At 60.2% G+C, this 14,706-nt stretch carries 13 protein-coding genes and 1 pseudogene; 7 read left to right on the top strand and 7 right to left on the bottom strand.

The features are described 5' to 3' along the window. Positions 1–114 precede the first annotated feature (114 nt). Entirely contained in the window at positions 115–1,299 is a 1,185-nt protein-coding gene (locus tag J3489_RS11090) for a thiolase family protein (RefSeq protein ID WP_206997828.1), read from the top strand. A gap of 56 nt (positions 1,300–1,355) precedes the next feature. Here J3489_RS11090 and J3489_RS11085 read toward each other — a convergent pair. After that, positions 1,356–1,529: pseudogene (locus tag J3489_RS11085) on the bottom strand (thiamine pyrophosphate-binding protein); the annotation flags it as partial. A gap of 155 nt (positions 1,530–1,684) precedes the next feature. On the opposite strand from J3489_RS11085, the gene J3489_RS11080 reads away from it, so the two are divergent. The 5 genes from J3489_RS11080 to J3489_RS11060 all read left to right on the top strand — a co-directional run bounded on the left by J3489_RS11080 (position 1,685) and on the right by J3489_RS11060 (position 6,673). Beyond that, positions 1,685–2,584, top strand: a complete 900-nt coding sequence (locus tag J3489_RS11080) for a LysR family transcriptional regulator (protein WP_206997826.1) — start codon at positions 1,685–1,687, stop codon at positions 2,582–2,584. A 123-nt stretch (positions 2,585–2,707) separates the two neighbouring features. Further along, on the top strand, positions 2,708–3,382 hold the full coding sequence (locus J3489_RS11075; RefSeq protein ID WP_206997825.1) for a histidine phosphatase family protein: 675 nt from the start codon (positions 2,708–2,710) through the stop codon (positions 3,380–3,382). Between the two features lie 153 nt (positions 3,383–3,535). After that, on the top strand, positions 3,536–4,552 hold the full coding sequence (locus tag J3489_RS11070; protein WP_206997824.1) for a phosphotransferase: 1,017 nt from the start codon (positions 3,536–3,538) through the stop codon (positions 4,550–4,552). A gap of 42 nt (positions 4,553–4,594) precedes the next feature. Continuing rightward, on the top strand, positions 4,595–5,359 hold the full coding sequence (locus J3489_RS11065) for an SDR family oxidoreductase (protein WP_206998054.1): 765 nt from the start codon (positions 4,595–4,597) through the stop codon (positions 5,357–5,359). 69 nt (positions 5,360–5,428) lie between these two features. Then, positions 5,429–6,673 (top strand): acyl-CoA dehydrogenase family protein, encoded by a 1,245-nt coding sequence (locus J3489_RS11060; protein ID WP_206997823.1) that lies wholly within the window; start codon positions 5,429–5,431, stop codon positions 6,671–6,673. Between the two features lie 183 nt (positions 6,674–6,856). Here the strand turns inward: J3489_RS11060 and J3489_RS11055 are convergent, their stop codons facing one another. The 6 genes from J3489_RS11055 to J3489_RS11030 all read right to left on the bottom strand — a co-directional run bounded on the left by J3489_RS11055 (position 6,857) and on the right by J3489_RS11030 (position 13,594). After that, the gene (locus tag J3489_RS11055) at positions 6,857–8,038 is read right to left on the bottom strand and encodes a thiolase family protein (RefSeq protein WP_206997822.1); all 1,182 of its coding nucleotides are present in this window, start codon (positions 8,036–8,038) and stop codon (positions 6,857–6,859) included. A 77-nt stretch (positions 8,039–8,115) separates the two neighbouring features. Then, positions 8,116–8,895, bottom strand: coding sequence for an enoyl-CoA hydratase/isomerase family protein (locus J3489_RS11050; protein WP_206997820.1), 780 nt, complete (start codon positions 8,893–8,895; stop codon positions 8,116–8,118). Between the two features lies 1 nt (position 8,896). Further along, the gene (locus J3489_RS11045; RefSeq protein ID WP_206997818.1) at positions 8,897–9,673 is read right to left on the bottom strand and encodes an enoyl-CoA hydratase/isomerase family protein; all 777 of its coding nucleotides are present in this window, start codon (positions 9,671–9,673) and stop codon (positions 8,897–8,899) included. Beyond that, positions 9,673–11,043 carry an MmgE/PrpD family protein gene (locus J3489_RS11040; protein ID WP_206997816.1) on the bottom strand — a complete coding sequence of 457 codons (1,371 nt, stop codon included), beginning with the start codon at positions 11,041–11,043 and terminating at the stop codon, positions 9,673–9,675. Before J3489_RS11040 ends, J3489_RS11045 begins: the two co-directional genes overlap by 1 nt. Before the next feature lie 41 nt (positions 11,044–11,084). After that, positions 11,085–12,305 (bottom strand): CaiB/BaiF CoA transferase family protein, encoded by a 1,221-nt coding sequence (locus J3489_RS11035; RefSeq protein ID WP_206997813.1) that lies wholly within the window; start codon positions 12,303–12,305, stop codon positions 11,085–11,087. Next, the gene (locus tag J3489_RS11030; RefSeq protein WP_242539935.1) at positions 12,302–13,594 is read right to left on the bottom strand and encodes a CaiB/BaiF CoA transferase family protein; all 1,293 of its coding nucleotides are present in this window, start codon (positions 13,592–13,594) and stop codon (positions 12,302–12,304) included. Before J3489_RS11030 ends, J3489_RS11035 begins: the two co-directional genes overlap by 4 nt. Before the next feature lie 458 nt (positions 13,595–14,052). On the opposite strand from J3489_RS11030, the gene J3489_RS11025 reads away from it, so the two are divergent. After that, positions 14,053–14,661, top strand: coding sequence for a flavin reductase family protein (locus J3489_RS11025; protein WP_206997811.1), 609 nt, complete (start codon positions 14,053–14,055; stop codon positions 14,659–14,661). Positions 14,662–14,706 lie beyond the last annotated feature (45 nt).

Genomic DNA, 14,706 nt, shown 5'->3' with positions numbered 1-14,706 from the left:
AGCTGGCAACGGCCCTTGAATAGGTGTATATGCATATATAAACTGTGCTGGTGGCTTTGGAATCGGCGTATGTTAAGTGCCGCATGGGCGCTGGACTTTGATTGGAGTGATGTGATGAATGCGCGACAAGTAGTCATTTGCAATCCGGTGAGAACGCCAATCGGCGCGTTCGGCGGAACGTTGAAAGATGTGCCGGCTACTGCGCTTGGCGCAGTAGCGGTGCGAGAAACACTGCGGCGCAGCCGCTTGGATCCGAATGAAATCGCGTCCGTCGTGATGGGGAATGTGATTCAGGCCGGCAATCGGATGAATCCGGCTCGACAGGCCGCGATCGGTGGCGGCGTGCCCGTGGCCGTGCCGGCTCTCACAGTGAACCGGGTGTGCGGTTCGGGTGCACAGGCGATCGCGAATGCGGCGCAGGAGATCTGGCTCGGGTTCGGGGATGCGGCCGTGGCTGGCGGCATGGAGAATATGGATCGTGCCCCCTATCTGCTCGAGAATGGCCGGTGGGGGCAGCGCATGGGCAACGCGGAAGTTTTCGACAGCATGCTCAGGGACGGATTGATCGATGCGTTCTCAGGCGAGCATTCGGGCTGGCACACGGAAGACCTCGCCACGAAGTTCGAGATCACGCGCGCGGCGCAGGACCGCTGGGCTGAGCGCTCGCAAAAGCGCTTCGTAGCGGCGCAGCAGCGGGGAGTGTTCGACGCAGAGCTGGTGCCGGTCGAAGTCGAGGGGCGCAAGCAGCCGCTCAGGTTCGAACGCGATGAACAACCGCGTCCCGACACGACACTCGATACGCTCGCCAAGCTGCGTCCGGCGTTTCGACCGGACGGCACGATTACCGCGGGCAACGCGCCTGGCCTGAACAGCGGCGCGGCCGCAATGGTGGTGGCCGAGCGCGGTTTCGCGGAGGCCCGAGGGATTGAGCCGATTGTCAGGCTAGTGTCGTATGGGGTGGCGGCAGTCGAACCCGGCATGTTTGGATTGGGGCCTGTGCCGGCGGTGCAAATGGCGCTGGCGCGGGCGGGCTGGTCTTTGGCAGAGGTCGAACGATTCGAGATCAACGAGGCGTTCGCCGCGGTGCCGATTGCCGTCGCGCGACAACTCGGCATCGACGAAGAGCGGATCAACGTCGAGGGTGGGGCGATCGCCCACGGGCACGCCATTGGTGCCACCGGCGCGGTACTGACGACGCGTCTCGCACACTCGATGCGTCGAGACGGAATCAAGCGTGCTGTCGTGACGCTATGTATCGGCGGTGGGCAAGGTATTGCGCTCGCATTGGAAGCGCTCTAATTTCAGTCGATAACGGCCTCGATTGAGTTCGTTATCGAGCACCTTGTAGGCGCGACATAACCGTCGGCCGCGCCCGTGGCAACGTTTTCCTGAAGAGCGAGAATCGGCCGCATCCCGGGGACCGAATCGAGTGCCGCCACGAAGTGCATTTCCGAGGTGCCCGGGTTACCAAAGCAAACGGTAACGTCGCGGGCAATCAGCGACTTCAATGGGCTCTCTGCTCCATTCATGGTGTCAATCCTCAGGGTTTAATCAGCTTCCGATTCGGTAAAGCTCGCTCCTTCACCGGGGACCAACAATACGGCCAAGCCAGATCGAGAACTGCCGGAAACCCAACAATCTGGGAATATAGTCGGTCACGTCAAGGGTGTCGGGGAATTTGAAAATGGGTCTGTCAAAGGTCGATCTGAATCTCTTCGTTGTCTTCGAAGCTGTCTACAGAACGCGAAACCTGACACGCGCGGCGGAGATGCTGTTCATCACTCAGCCTGCTGTCAGCAATGCGTTGGCGCGGATGCGCAAGGCGTTCGACGATCCGCTTTTTGTCAGTACGTCGAGCGGCATGATACCGACTCCCGTTTCGGAAAACATCATCGGTCGGGTTCGTGAGGCGCTGCAGTTGCTTGACGCGAGCACTCACGCCGGAGGACGCTTCGACCCGGCCTCGTCTGAGCGTACGTTTCGACTCAGCATGACCGACCTCACAGAGGCGCTCCTCCTGCCGGCACTCGAGGAGGTGCTGCAGCGACTGGCGCCCGGCGTCCGCATCGAAAGCTACTTCACGACGCGTAGAGAGGTTCCGGAAGCGCTAGCCAGCGGTGCGGTCAATCTTGCGATCGACGCGCCGCTGATTGACGACCCGTACCTCGAGCAGGAGCCGCTGGGCCGCGACCGCTATGCATGCATGCTGCGCCACGACCATCCGTTTACCAAGAAGAAGCTGACGATCGACGACTACCTCGGGTTCGGTCATATCCACGTATCCAGCCGCCCTCAGGGACCGGGTCTCGTCGATGCGGAACTGAACAGGCTGGGCCTCCGGCGATCGATTCAGACGCGGGTTCAACACTATCTGGTCGCCCCGCTGATCGCGATGCGAACCGATCTCGTCCTCACGGCCCCCCTCGTGCTCCTTCAGCGGTATGACGCGAGAATCCTGGAGCTGCCGTTCGATCTTCCGGATCTCGAATCTCATTGCTACTGGCATCGAAGCGTTACCGGGGACCCGGCTCATCGTTGGCTGCGCGAGCAGGTTGGCCGTCTCATGCGGGAAATGAACCGGTAGCCGGACCCTGCGAGGGCATACGCGCCAGGTGTCACGAAAATTTATTGCCAGCTATCACAACAATAAATTTCCTGAATGACGCGGCGCTGGGTATTCTGCTAGCCATGTTGAAACGAGGACGGCATGGCAGAACTCTATCTCGTACGGCATGGTCAGGCGTCTTTCGGCGCCGAAAACTATGACCAGCTATCACCTTCCGGTCGTACCCAATCGCTTTGGCTCGGCGAGTACTTCGCGCAGGCGGAATTGCGGTTCGATCGCGTTGTCACCGGAACGATGCAGCGGCATCGGCAAACTGCCGATGCGATTCTCGCCGCGATGGGGGGGCCGCAAGTCGAGATCGCGCAAGACGCGGGTTTGAACGAATACGATTTCCAGGCACTGTTCGCAGCCCTCGGCGAAGCGGGCTTGCCGCCGGGTTGGTCGGCCGCAAGTTCAAGGAAGGACTTTTACAAAGGGCTTCGGCAAGTGCTGCAGCTTTGGGCCGATGACCGCTTGCCAGGCCGCGTTCCAGAGACATGGCATCAATTCCAGGCCCGTGTCGAGCGTGCGCGCATCGGAATCCAGCGGGCCGGCGGCAGGCGCGTTCTGGTGGTGAGTTCGGGTGGTCCGATCGCGGTAACGGCCCAACAGGTTCTGCAGGCGCCCGCTGCGGCCGCGATTGCACTCAACATGCAGATTCGAAACAGCAGCGTTTGCCAATATGTCTTCAACGACGGCGCGATGTCGCTAGTCAGCTTCAATTCAGTGCCTCATCTCGAACGTGCCGAGAGGCATGAATTTGTGACCTACGGCTGACCTCAATCGGGATTCCCGCTATATGAACCACCCCCACGCTCACTTACGTTCGCTGTCGGCCGGAGTTAGCGCTTTAGCGCTTACTCCGGTCCCATGCAAAGCTCCCCCCGAGGGGCCTGTTGCCTCTCTTGGGGCGGCCCGGCGGGAGGCAACATGAACGCCGATCTTCAATTCGACACGGAAGATCTCACACGTTATCTGACGGCGCATGTGGCTGGGTTTCAAGGACCGTTGTCCGTCGAGAAATTTCCCGGCGGACAATCCAATCCGACGTTTCTTTTGAAGGCGCAAAGCGGTAGCTACGTGCTGAGGCGTCAACCTCCCGGTGCACTGCTCAAGTCCGCACATGCGGTTGATCGTGAGTTTCGCGTGCTGTCGGCGCTCGGCCGAACGCCGGTTCCCGTCGCCCGCGCATATCACCTTTGCGAGGACCGTGACGTCATCGGCAGCCTGTTTTACGTCATGAGCTATGAAGACGGGCGAATCTTCTGGAATCCGGCGCTGCCCGAAGTCCCCGTCGAGGAACGCGGCGCCATCTACGACGCACTGCTCGGCACGATGGCGGCGCTCCACGACGTGGATATCGACGCGGCCGGATTGTCGGACTACGGCCGCCCGGGCAACTATTTCGCGCGTCAAATCGACGTCTGGACCAAGCAATATCGCGCGGCGCAGACCGATACATTCGAGGAGATGGAGTCGCTGATCGAGTGGCTGCCCGCCCACTGCCCGGCGGAGGCGGGAAAGCCTTCGCTCGTGCATGGAGATTTCCGTATCGACAACCTCATTTTCATGCACGGTGCGCCGCAAGTTCGCGCCGTTCTCGACTGGGAGCTATCCACGCTCGGCAATCCACTGGCTGACATCGCGTACTTCTGCATGTGTTTGCGGCTCCCGCCCGCCGGTCATATCGCCGGACTCGAGGGCTTGAATCGAGGGGCGTTGGGGGTGCCGGACGAAGCGTCGATTGTCGAGCGGTATTGCGAGCTCCGGGGAATTTCGTCGATTGAGAACTGGAACTTCTACCTGGCGTTCAGCTTCTTCCGGCTCGCAGCTATCGCACAGGGCGTGAAGAAGCGGGCCTTGAGCGGTAACGCATCGAATGAAAAGGCGCGACAGGTGGGGGAGATGGCCGGGGTGCTTGCGAAGATGGGCGTTGACCTGATCTGAGGACAGGCAGGAAATCGGAACGTGGACATATTGGGGCTGATTGTGACTACTAACTTGTTTGATCTGAAAGGAAAGATTGCTTTGGTGACGGGCGCCAGCCGGGGTATCGGCGAGGAGATCGCCAAACTACTTGCCGAGCAGGGTGCCCATGTGATTGTTTCGAGCCGCAAGCTGGAAGATTGCGAATCTGTGGCACGCGAGATCAAGGATGCGGGCGGAAGCGCTGAAGCGCAACCGTGCCATGTCGGGCGTCTCGACGACATCCGCGCGATCTTCCAACAGATTCGCGCACGGCATGGCCGTCTGGACATCCTCGTCAACAATGCGGCGACGAATCCGTATTTCGGCCACATTCTCGATACCGATCTGTCGTCCTTCGAAAAGACGGTAGAAGTCAACTTGCGCGGTTTCTTCTTCATGTCCGTGGAGGCGGGCAAGTTGATGCGGGAGCACGGCGGCGGTGCGATCGTCAACACGGCTTCGGTCAATGCATTGCAGCCTGGCGACAAGCAGGGAATCTACTCGATCACCAAAGCCGCGGTTGTCAACATGACACGGGCATTCGCGAAGGAGTGCGGGCCGCTGGGGATTCGAGTGAATGCGCTGCTCCCCGGATTGACCAAAACCCGATTGGCGGGGGCACTGTTCGAAGATCAGGCCACGTACGAAAACTGGATGTCGCGCATCCCGCTGCGGCGCCACGCGGAGCCTCGTGAGATGGCGGGTACCGTGCTTTACCTGGTGTCCGACGCTGCGAGCTACACCAATGGAGAGTGTGTCGTCGTCGACGGTGGACTGACGATCTAGTCAAGTAGTCGAAGCGGGCTGTTGGGCCGATGCGTCGACGACATCAATCAGGATTCTGGAGGAGTAGAAATGGATTTTTCATACAGCCCGAAAGTCGAAGCGCTGCGCACACAGGTGCGTGCGTTCACGGACGCTCACATCGTTCCGCGCATCCGGCAATGGCACGAGGAAGTGAGTGCGGGTCAATATCCGGTTTCCTTTATGGAGACCTTGAAGAAGCAGGCGCGTGAAGAGGGTCTCTGGAACCTGTTCCTTCCGCATCTGCGCGATGACGAGCCCGGTACCCGCCTGACCAATCTCGAGTACGCGCCCCTGGCTGAAATCATGGGGCGGGTGTCGTGGGCATCGGAGGTGTTCAACTGCAATGCGCCGGACACGGGCAATATGGAGCTGCTCCATATGTTCGCCACGCCCGCTCAGCGCGAGCAGTGGCTCAAGCCTCTTCTCGACGGCACGATCCGCTCGGCGTTTGCCATGACGGAGCCGGCTGTGGCCTCCTCGGACGCGACCAATATCACGACGTCGATTCGTCGCGACGGGGATGACTATGTCATCGACGGCCGGAAGTGGTTCATCACGAATGCAGCCCACCCGAATTGCAAGCTCTTCATCGTGATGGGCAAAACGGATCCGGACGCGCCGAGCCACCGTCAGCAGAGCATGATTCTCGTGCCTCGCGACACACCCGGCGTCAAGGTGATCCGCAATATCACGGTGATCAATCACCTGGCACCGGAGGGCCACTGCGAGATCGAGTTCAAAGGCGTGCGCGTACCCCGGACGAACCTCCTCGGTGAAGAGGGCGGCGGCTTTGCGCTCGCGCAGGCGCGCCTTGGGCCGGGACGGATTCACCACTGCATGCGTTCGATCGGCGCGGCGGAACTGGCGCTCGAATTGATGGTGGAACGGGCCCAGGCACGCACGGCATTCGGAAAGAGGCTGCATGAGCATGGGGCCGTCGCCGAATGGATCGCGAAGTCCAGAATCGAAATCGATCAAGCGAGGCTGCTTGTTCTCAAAGCCGCGTGGATGATCGACAACGTGGGGGCGAAGGAGGCGCGCAAGGAGATCTCGATGATCAAGGCGCTCGTGCCGAGTGTTCACACCGCCGTTTGCGACCGGGCGATGCAGGCGTTTGGCGCGATGGGGCTGAGCCCCGACACGCCATTGGCCGATAGCTGGACGTGGGGCCGTGCATTGCGGTTCGCAGATGGCCCGGACGAGGTTCACTTGCAGAGCATTGCACGAATGGAAGTCAAGGCGCAGCGATATGAGCCGGGGAAGGATAATCCCTACCTGCTGGCGTCGGTGTAAGACGGGCAATCCGTTAATTCGCGTTTGGCTCTGGATGCGCGGCCGACGTTCCGGTAGAACAGGACGTCGGCAAGCGTCAGGTCGTCGAGCGATCTCGGAACCAGATGGACCTCTCGCAGATGTCGCAGCGCACGTCATGCATGCGTCTACGGCCATGCGCAACCTCCGTCGAGGCTGAACGGCTTACTGAAAGCTCGAGAGGATGGTTACGGCAGCGAGCGCCGAATCTTTGCCAATCTGGCCTCCGGAACACTCAGCAAGCGCGACTTCGGCTCCTTCTCTCTGGCGCTTGCCCGCGTTGCCCCGCAGTTGGGTCGTGAGTTCGACGATCTGTGCGATACCGGTTGCTCCGACGGGATGGCCGCGACTGAGCAATCCGCCTCCAGGATTGACGGGCAGCCGACCGCCGACTGATGTTACGCCCCCGCGCAGGAGTTCCACGCCTTGATTTGGAAGTGCAAATCCCAAACGTTCATAGAGCATGATCTCGGCTGGCGCCGAAGCGTCGTGGACTTCAGCAACGTGAATATCCTCGGGACCGAAACCTGAGTATTCGTATGCCTGCTCGGCTGCGCGTACGGCACACGTCGGGCCGTCGCCGTCATGATTTGCCGAGACCAGTTTCGACGCACGCACATAGACGCGGCGCGCTCGCAGTCTCCGGGCAACGTCATCGCTGACCAGAATGGCTGCAGCCGCTCCGTCTGCAATGGGAGAACACATGTTGAGCGTCAGCGGGGCGCTGATCATGCGGCTCGAGAGAACCTCTTCGGTGGTGACGGGCTGACGGAACTGGGCCCACGGACTAAGGGAGGCGGCTTGTCGGCTTTTCACGCAAAGGAGGGCGAAGTCTTCGGGCGTCGCGCCGCTGCTTTCCATATAGCGTCGGGCGCGCTCCGCATAGATGTCCATGAACACCGAGTGACCTTGGGGCGCTTCTCGCTGGAGACGCGCGCGCTCTTCAACATCGACGCCGGCGGCGAATGCGCCGAACGTCACGGATTTGTCAATGTGGGTGAGCTTTTCGGCGCCGATCGCAAGCGCTACGTCGGCTTGCCCCGACGCGACAGATAACCATGCGAGATGGAAGGCCGTCGAGCCCGACGCGCAGGCGTTGTCGACGTTAATGATCGGGGAACCCATAAGCGATGTATTTCTGAGTGCAACCTGTCCTCGAATCGTTTCCTGACCGGTTACAAGGCCAGAGAGCGCGTTTGCGAAGTAGGTCACGCCGATTTGCTTGTAATCAACGCCGGCGTCCGCTACTGCGGCGGACAGAGCCTCCTCAGCTAGTGAGCGCACATTCCGGTCAAGGAATTTTCCGAACGCTGTCTGACCAATTCCAGCGACGACGACGTGTCTCATGCCAACTCCTTCATTAAATTAGAACAATCGACCGGCTACGGATGCTCCGTGAAATGGCACGGCGACATGCGTGCCGGTCACAACTCGTCTTGATTTGACTGGGTTCGCGAAGCGAAGCTCTCAAGTCCCGCGCGTTGAGCGCCGGACTGGCTTCGTATTCGCGCGTTGACGTCAACTCCGTACTCGAATGCGGGTCTCCAGTTGGCGATCTGGGCCGGTATCACATCAAGCGCTCGTTTCGTCTCGGAGAGCGCTGCCGCGTCGTATTGCGCAATCTGATGCGCGAGCTTCTCGACATTCGCCTGCAGTTGCGCTCGCGGCACCGAGCGATTGACCATGCCCCACTGTTCGGCTGTGCTGCCGTTGATTCTCGTCCCAGTCAGCATCAGCCAAGCGGCACGCTTTCGAGATAGTTGAATCTGGGTGGCCGGGCCAGCAAGTTGCGCATACGCGGAAAACCCAAGTTCAGGCAGACCAATTTCAGCTTCGTCAGCAGCAAGCGCGAGGTCGCACACGTTGATAAGCGTCGCCCCGCCGCCAAGAGCGACGCCGTTGACGGCGGCGATAAATATCGCGGGATGGCTTCTTACTGCGAGGTTGACTTCCATCCAATCGGACGATGCATCGTCGGATATTCCGTTCTGAAGATCGCAAAAAGCTTCCCCCGGGTCGACACCGGAGCAAAAGCAGTTCGACGTCCCAGTCAGAATTACCACCTTAAAGCGCCCGCGAACCACTTCGAACGCGTTCAGTAAGTCTCGCCTCGCGGCCCTGTTCATCGCATTTCTTTTTCCCGGCCGGTTCATCCGGATTACCGCGTAGTCCCGCCTCTCGTCGGTAATGATCAACGGATCCATGCTATCGCCCGACGAAAATGGGTTTGCGCTTCTCCTGAAACGCCTTGCGGCCTTCCAGGCGGTCTTCTGTATCTCGAAGCAGGCCGAGCGCGAACTGCTCGCTCTGGATAGCCGTCAGGAGAGGCAGATCGAGTCCGTCGCGCACCAAGCGCTTTACAGCCCGTACCGCAAGCGGTGCATTGCCGGCAATACGCTGCGCAATGCGAATGGCTTCTTCTCTCAGTTGTTCAAGCGGCACAACGCGGCTAACAAGGCCGATTCTCAAGGCAGTGTCCGCATCGATCCTGTCGCCGGTCAGCATCATCAGCATCGCATCGGAGAGCCCGACCATTCGCGGAAGGCGCTGCGTTCCGCCAGCCGCAGGGATGCTGCCCACGCAAACTTCCGACTGACCGAATTGGGCATTGCTCGACGCAATCCGGATGTCGCATGCCAATGCAAGCTCCATTCCGCCGGCGAGCGCGAAACCGTTGACCGCGCAGATCATCGGCTTGTCGATCTCCAGGCCCGCGAACGGGTAGAGCCAGCGCGGGCGCCCGAACGTGAGCTCTGCGAAGCTCTCTTTGGGCGGATTGGTTTTCTTGAGGTCGGAACCTGTGCAGAATGCCTTGTCTCCGGCGCCCGTCAGGATAATGACGCGCACCTCATCGTCGTGGTTTGCACGTTGAAAGAGCCCATTCAGCTCCGCGAGAGTCTCGGGATCAAGCGAATTCATCGCCTCCGGTCTGTTCAGGGTAATGGTTGCTACGTGATTCGTCACTTCGTAGAGAATGCCCATCAATGCACCTCGCTAGCGGGGTTCGAGGCGCCTTCCATCGCGTCCAGGACTTCACGAACGCTACGGCCCCTCAGGTTGCTTGCTGCCTTGTAAAGTGATGCCGCGCCGATCCGGCTGTTTGCCCATGCCAGGCAGTCCGTTATTTTCTTGATTAGCTCGTGATCGGATAGGGGATTCGGCGGCGCGCCTCTGAGAGAATCGACGCGCCTTGACAGCAACCGGCCGTCCTTCGTGCGCACCGCGACGGATGCCCAACGGGGCATCATGTCCCCCGCCGCTTCACGAGCGCTGACCGATTCGAGGAAGCTTTGAAGCCGAGGTCTGCGCACGGCTGCATCGGTGAAGCTCGACAAGCCGATCGAACCATCCTCCAGCGCGGCCGCGATGGCGTATCCCATACTGAACTTTGCTTCGGTACCGTTTGTAGGGGCCCTGCGGATAAGAGGCGACAGTGCACCGTAGCTAGTCTCTATTTCAACGGACTCCACATTGTTCAGATTGAGATCGAACTCTTGTTTCAGGGCAAATAGACCGTCCAATGCGCGATGTACGGCGTAACAAGCCGGGTACTTTTTAATTTCGACTCCGCTGCGCTCGATCTCGAGAGGCTGTTCTCCCAGTCGGCGCAACTCGGCCGAAATGTCTTCGGCGTTGGAGTACAGCGACGTGTATCCCGCGCGGCCGTCAATCGCGCTCGATGAGGCGGAGAAGCCGCGTTCGGCGAGCAGCGCCGCCCGCAGCGCCGCGGCGCCGCATTGACCTGCCTGAAAGGACTTCGCGTCAAAGCCGAAATTCGCACGGGTCCCGGCGGTTTGCGCAACGGCCAGACCAAGCGCCGACACGGTGGCGATGACATCCAGTCCGAGCAAGTGAGCACATGCAGCAGCGGCCGCAATCGTTCCCACGGAAGAGGTCATATGCCAGCCTCTATCGTAGTGTGTCACGTCCAAGGCTCTGCCGAGCTTGCACGCGACTTCCAGGCCGACGACATAGCCGCTCACCAGTCTCAGAGCGCTAATGTCACGCGCTTCCCCCAACGCAATGAGCGCGGGTAACAGCACGACGCTTGGATGACCGCTCATGGGCGAAGATGCATCGTCGAAATCCAGGACGTGGGCTGCCGTGCCGTTCGAGAGCGCGGCGCCCTCGACGGTTGTCGCCTCCTGCTTGCCCCAGAGTCGCGCGAATCCCGCTTGCGGAGCCGATGCGTCGTGCCGAAGACCCGGGGCCAATCCAGCAATGTAATCGCGAATGCGATGCACGGCGGGCTCGTCGGAAGCGGCGATGCAGACAGCGAACGTGTCGGCTATCGCCCGCCCGCACGTCCGCACATGACTGTCCTCCAACCAGGCAGGGTCGAACGTGCTCACGAACGAAGCGATGAGCTCACTTGCCGACGGTAACCGGCTCGTCACGTCAATACTCCCTTCGAGCGCAATACGCCGATCTCGGCATCGCTTAGGCCGAAGACATCGCGGCAAACGTCATCGGTATGCTGCCCAAGCAGCGGTGCTGCGTAACGCGGTGTGGTTGGATGATCGCTGATACGGAATGGCGGCGCGTTGTACACGGTCTCACCCATTTCAGGGTGTTGGAGCTTTACCCAATGACCTCTGTGTTGCAATTGCGGGTCGTGATCGACGATGTCGGCTGCCGTTCTGACGACGCCTGCTGCGACGCCTTTGGCCTGCAAAGCAGCCATCAGATCTTCGGCATCCCAGTCTTTTGTCGCCCGCGCCAGTCCGGTTTCGAGTTCGGCGCGCTTCGCCCACCGTCCGGCGCAAGTTGCGAATTCCGGAGCGCTCAGCCACGCCGGCTCGCCGAGAGCCGCGACCAAGCTGTTCCAGGCGCGGTCTTCCCACGCTGAAATAGCGATCCATTTGTCGACGCCGCGGCAGGGAAACACGCCATGCGGCGAGCGTGGCATCCGTTGGTTGCCGCTCCGGCCAACGGTCTCCTGATTGGCGCTGTACTTCATGATGTCCGGGCCGAGGAGGGCGACAGTCGGCTCGGTTTGCGCAACGTCGATGTACTGCCCCTGTCCCGTGCGGCGGCGATGCCGTAGCGCCGCCAGCACGGCAAAGGCTGCGTGGCACGGGTTCGGAATGTGGTCGGGAAAGTTCGTCCCGGTACCGGCGGGTTCTCGATCGGGAAGGCCGCACATAAATTGAAGACCCGTCAGTGCGCCAATCGTCAATCCGTAGCCCAGGTACTGGTATTCCGGTCCCGAAGCGCCTTGCATCGACATCGCCAGATAGATCACGTCGTTTCGAATACGCTTGACGTCGTCGTATCCGAGGCCGAATTTTTCCATCGTACCGGGCGTGAAGTTATTGGCGACGATGTCACTCGTTGCAATGAGCTGGCGCGCAAGATTCTGACCCTCGGCGGTCTTGAGGTTCAATGTGATACTTCTCTTGCTGCTGTTGCGATCGGCAAAATATCCGCTCCGGTTCAGGCCGGGAATCCCGTCCTTATAGGGGCGACTGCTGCGTAGCGAATCGAGGCGCTCGGCGCTCTCGATCTTGATGACGTCCGCACCGTGATCGGCCAGCAGTTTCGTGGTAAACGATCCCGCCCCGATCCACGTGAAATCAGCGACGCGGATGCCGTCTAGAGGAAGTCGGTTCAATTCAGCACTCCTGCTTGCAAAAGCGCCGCTCGCGCGGCTTTGTCGTAGCCTAATTCGGCGATGACTGAATCGGTATGTTCGCCTAGCCGAGGTGGGGGAGAAGGACTGCGCCATGGCGTAGCCGTCAGCTTGTACGGCGCACCCGGCATGGTGAGAATCTGCTGTGAGGGCGGATGCTGGAGGGTTGTGAAGAAGCCCCGATGCTCCAACTGGCGATTTTCGAGGATATCCTTAGGCATGCTGATGGGGCATATCGGTATGCGACGAGCCTGCCCAGCCTGATAAAGCCAGGCCTTCGTGCGCGTCCGGGCGAAGGGCACGAACAGCTCCGCGAAGATCATCTTGGCTTCGTCCGTGACAAGATAGTCGTGGTTGGCCCACTTTTCATCGAGCAGCTGCGCCGCGGCCTGTACGCCCTCGTCCGCGAGCCACTGGACGGTTGATTCCCAGAACCGCGTGGAAGCGATGCCTCCCGCCATGAGGTAGATTTGCCCGTCTGCACAGGGAAAAACACCGGTGCCGGCCATGCGCTGTTGTCCCGCCTCTCTCTTGCGTACGACGTCCTCGAGATCGTAGAACTGAATCGCGTTTTCCAATCCCATGACGACGCATTCCTGGATCGACACATCGATGTGTTTTCCCGGCCGCTCGCCTGGCGCCATATCGACTGAGAGGAGTGCCATTATCGACGCCACGGATGCGAACTGGGCGGCAGCGAGATAGGCCAGATTGCCGTGTGCCGCGATGGGAGGACTGTCGGGATATCCGCCTAGATAGAGAAGACCGCCTAACGCAAGGGCGACGATATCTTCAGATTCGTAATGTGCGTAGGGACCGTCCTGACCAAAGGGCGTAATGCTTGTCATCACCAAACGCGGAGCAACGGATGCAAGACTTTCAAAGTCCAGCCCTCGAGCCGCCATTGTGCCCGGCCTTTCCGACTCGATCAGAAGATCGGAGCGTTTCACGAGCTCCCTGAATATCCGCTGTCCCTCCGGATGGTCCAGGTCGAGACAGACGCTCCTCTTGCCGGCGTTGAAATAGGCGAAAGGAAGGCTGTATTCGATATGGACCTTGTCGTCCAGGAAGGGACCTTCGCGCCGAACACTGGAGCCGCGGATCGGCTCAATAAGAATGACGTCGGCCCCAAGATCGGAAAACTGCTTTCCGCAATATTGCCCTCCGAGACCGGACATATCGATGACCCGGACCCCCTGTAACGCGCCAACGGGATGAGGGGCGGCTCGAACCTCGTTGAGCAATGAATCTAATGTGCTGTTCATGAACATGCCTTTTTGCGTGGAACGCTAGTCGATGCGTTTCGATGCCGCCGGCTCGGCTCGATGGCTCCCCGATTCGATCCAACACTGTTTGCCGGGGTCGCTGAGGAACTCGGCTACAAGCGAGCGCTGCGAAACATGAGACGGAAGGTAGGCTTGGGCGGAAGTTGCGGCAAGAACGAAAGTTTTCTTTCTGGTATGCGCCTTCTACATGGGCGCCGGAGAACGCGGCGCCCATTGCCGGCCTGCGCCAGGCGTGCTGCCCGATGCGTCCGGCACGGTGTGGATTCGAACTTCGCGTGGGCAAGTTTCGATTAGCCGCGGGATGCGCCTTCGACCACTAGCCGCATAACAGAAAGAACGAATCCGTTCTTGTTGATCCGAGGGCGGCGAACGTAGGATTTCCTCAACCGCGGCTTTGCGCGCAACGCAGGCTGATTGATGAACCCATTATTTTCCACGATCGTATGAGCCATCTTTTGTACGAAGCGGTCGATCTTCTCAAGTTCAGCGAGGAGAGCCGCTACAAGTTCCTTACCGGTTCAGTGGTGCCCAGACCGATCGCATTGGTCACATCGTTGAACGACGAAGGTGTTCTCAACGCCGCGCCGTTCAGCCAATTTGTGATTCTCTGCGTCACGCCGCCACTTCTGGGTATCGTCGCGCAGACGACCCCGGCCGGATACAAGGACACCGTCAGAAACGTGCTGCGGTCCGGGCAGTATGTGATTAACGTCGTGTCGGAAGAGATGGCGGAGCAGGTGCAGCAATGTGCGATCGACTACCCCTCTTCGGTAAGCGAAGTCGATGAGGTTGGCTTCAGCACCGTTCCGTCAGTCACCGTATTGCCAAAGCGAATCAGCGAATCACCGTTGCAGTTTGAGTGCCGCCTTCACCAGCACGTGGAGTTCGGCGCGCCGGGATCGCAAACGACGCTCCTCGTCGGCGAAGTCATGCTGGTCCATTGTGCAGACGGGGTGTTGGAGGGACACAGGGTGAACCACGAGGTACTGCGGCCATTGGGCAGAATCGCCGGCAGAAGCTACTGCAGGACCGGGGACACACTGAGCGTCTAGACCTGCCGGCGCAGACAGCGCGCGATCCCGGCAGTTAGCCACTTG

Origin of the sequence: Trinickia mobilis, from assembly GCF_017315705.1 — a bacterium.
GTDB lineage: Bacteria > Pseudomonadota > Gammaproteobacteria > Burkholderiales > Burkholderiaceae > Trinickia_A > Trinickia_A mobilis.
The sequence above is the reverse complement of the archived record's forward strand: the minus strand, read 5'-3'. Positions and strand labels throughout refer to the sequence as shown.

Bases quoted from the DNA above. Each gene is read 5' to 3' on its own strand.
- J3489_RS11075 (WP_206997825.1), top strand. From the start codon at position 2,708: ATGGCAGAACTCTATCTCGTACGGCATGGTCAGGCGTCTTTCGGCGCC.
- J3489_RS11060 (WP_206997823.1), top strand. From the start codon at position 5,429: ATGGATTTTTCATACAGCCCGAAAGTCGAAGCGCTGCGCACACAGGTG.
- J3489_RS11045 (WP_206997818.1), bottom strand. From the start codon at position 9,673: ATGGGCATTCTCTACGAAGTGACGAATCACGTAGCAACCATTACCCTG.
- J3489_RS11070 (WP_206997824.1), top strand. From the start codon at position 3,536: ATGAACGCCGATCTTCAATTCGACACGGAAGATCTCACACGTTATCTG.
- J3489_RS11055 (WP_206997822.1), bottom strand. From the start codon at position 8,038: ATGAGACACGTCGTCGTCGCTGGAATTGGTCAGACAGCGTTCGGAAAA.
- J3489_RS11050 (WP_206997820.1), bottom strand. From the start codon at position 8,895: ATGGATCCGTTGATCATTACCGACGAGAGGCGGGACTACGCGGTAATC.
- J3489_RS11030 (WP_242539935.1), bottom strand. From the start codon at position 13,594: ATGTTCATGAACAGCACATTAGATTCATTGCTCAACGAGGTTCGAGCC.
- J3489_RS11025 (WP_206997811.1), top strand. From the start codon at position 14,053: ATGAGCCATCTTTTGTACGAAGCGGTCGATCTTCTCAAGTTCAGCGAG.
- J3489_RS11090 (WP_206997828.1), top strand. From the start codon at position 115: ATGAATGCGCGACAAGTAGTCATTTGCAATCCGGTGAGAACGCCAATC.
- J3489_RS11080 (WP_206997826.1), top strand. From the start codon at position 1,685: ATGGGTCTGTCAAAGGTCGATCTGAATCTCTTCGTTGTCTTCGAAGCT.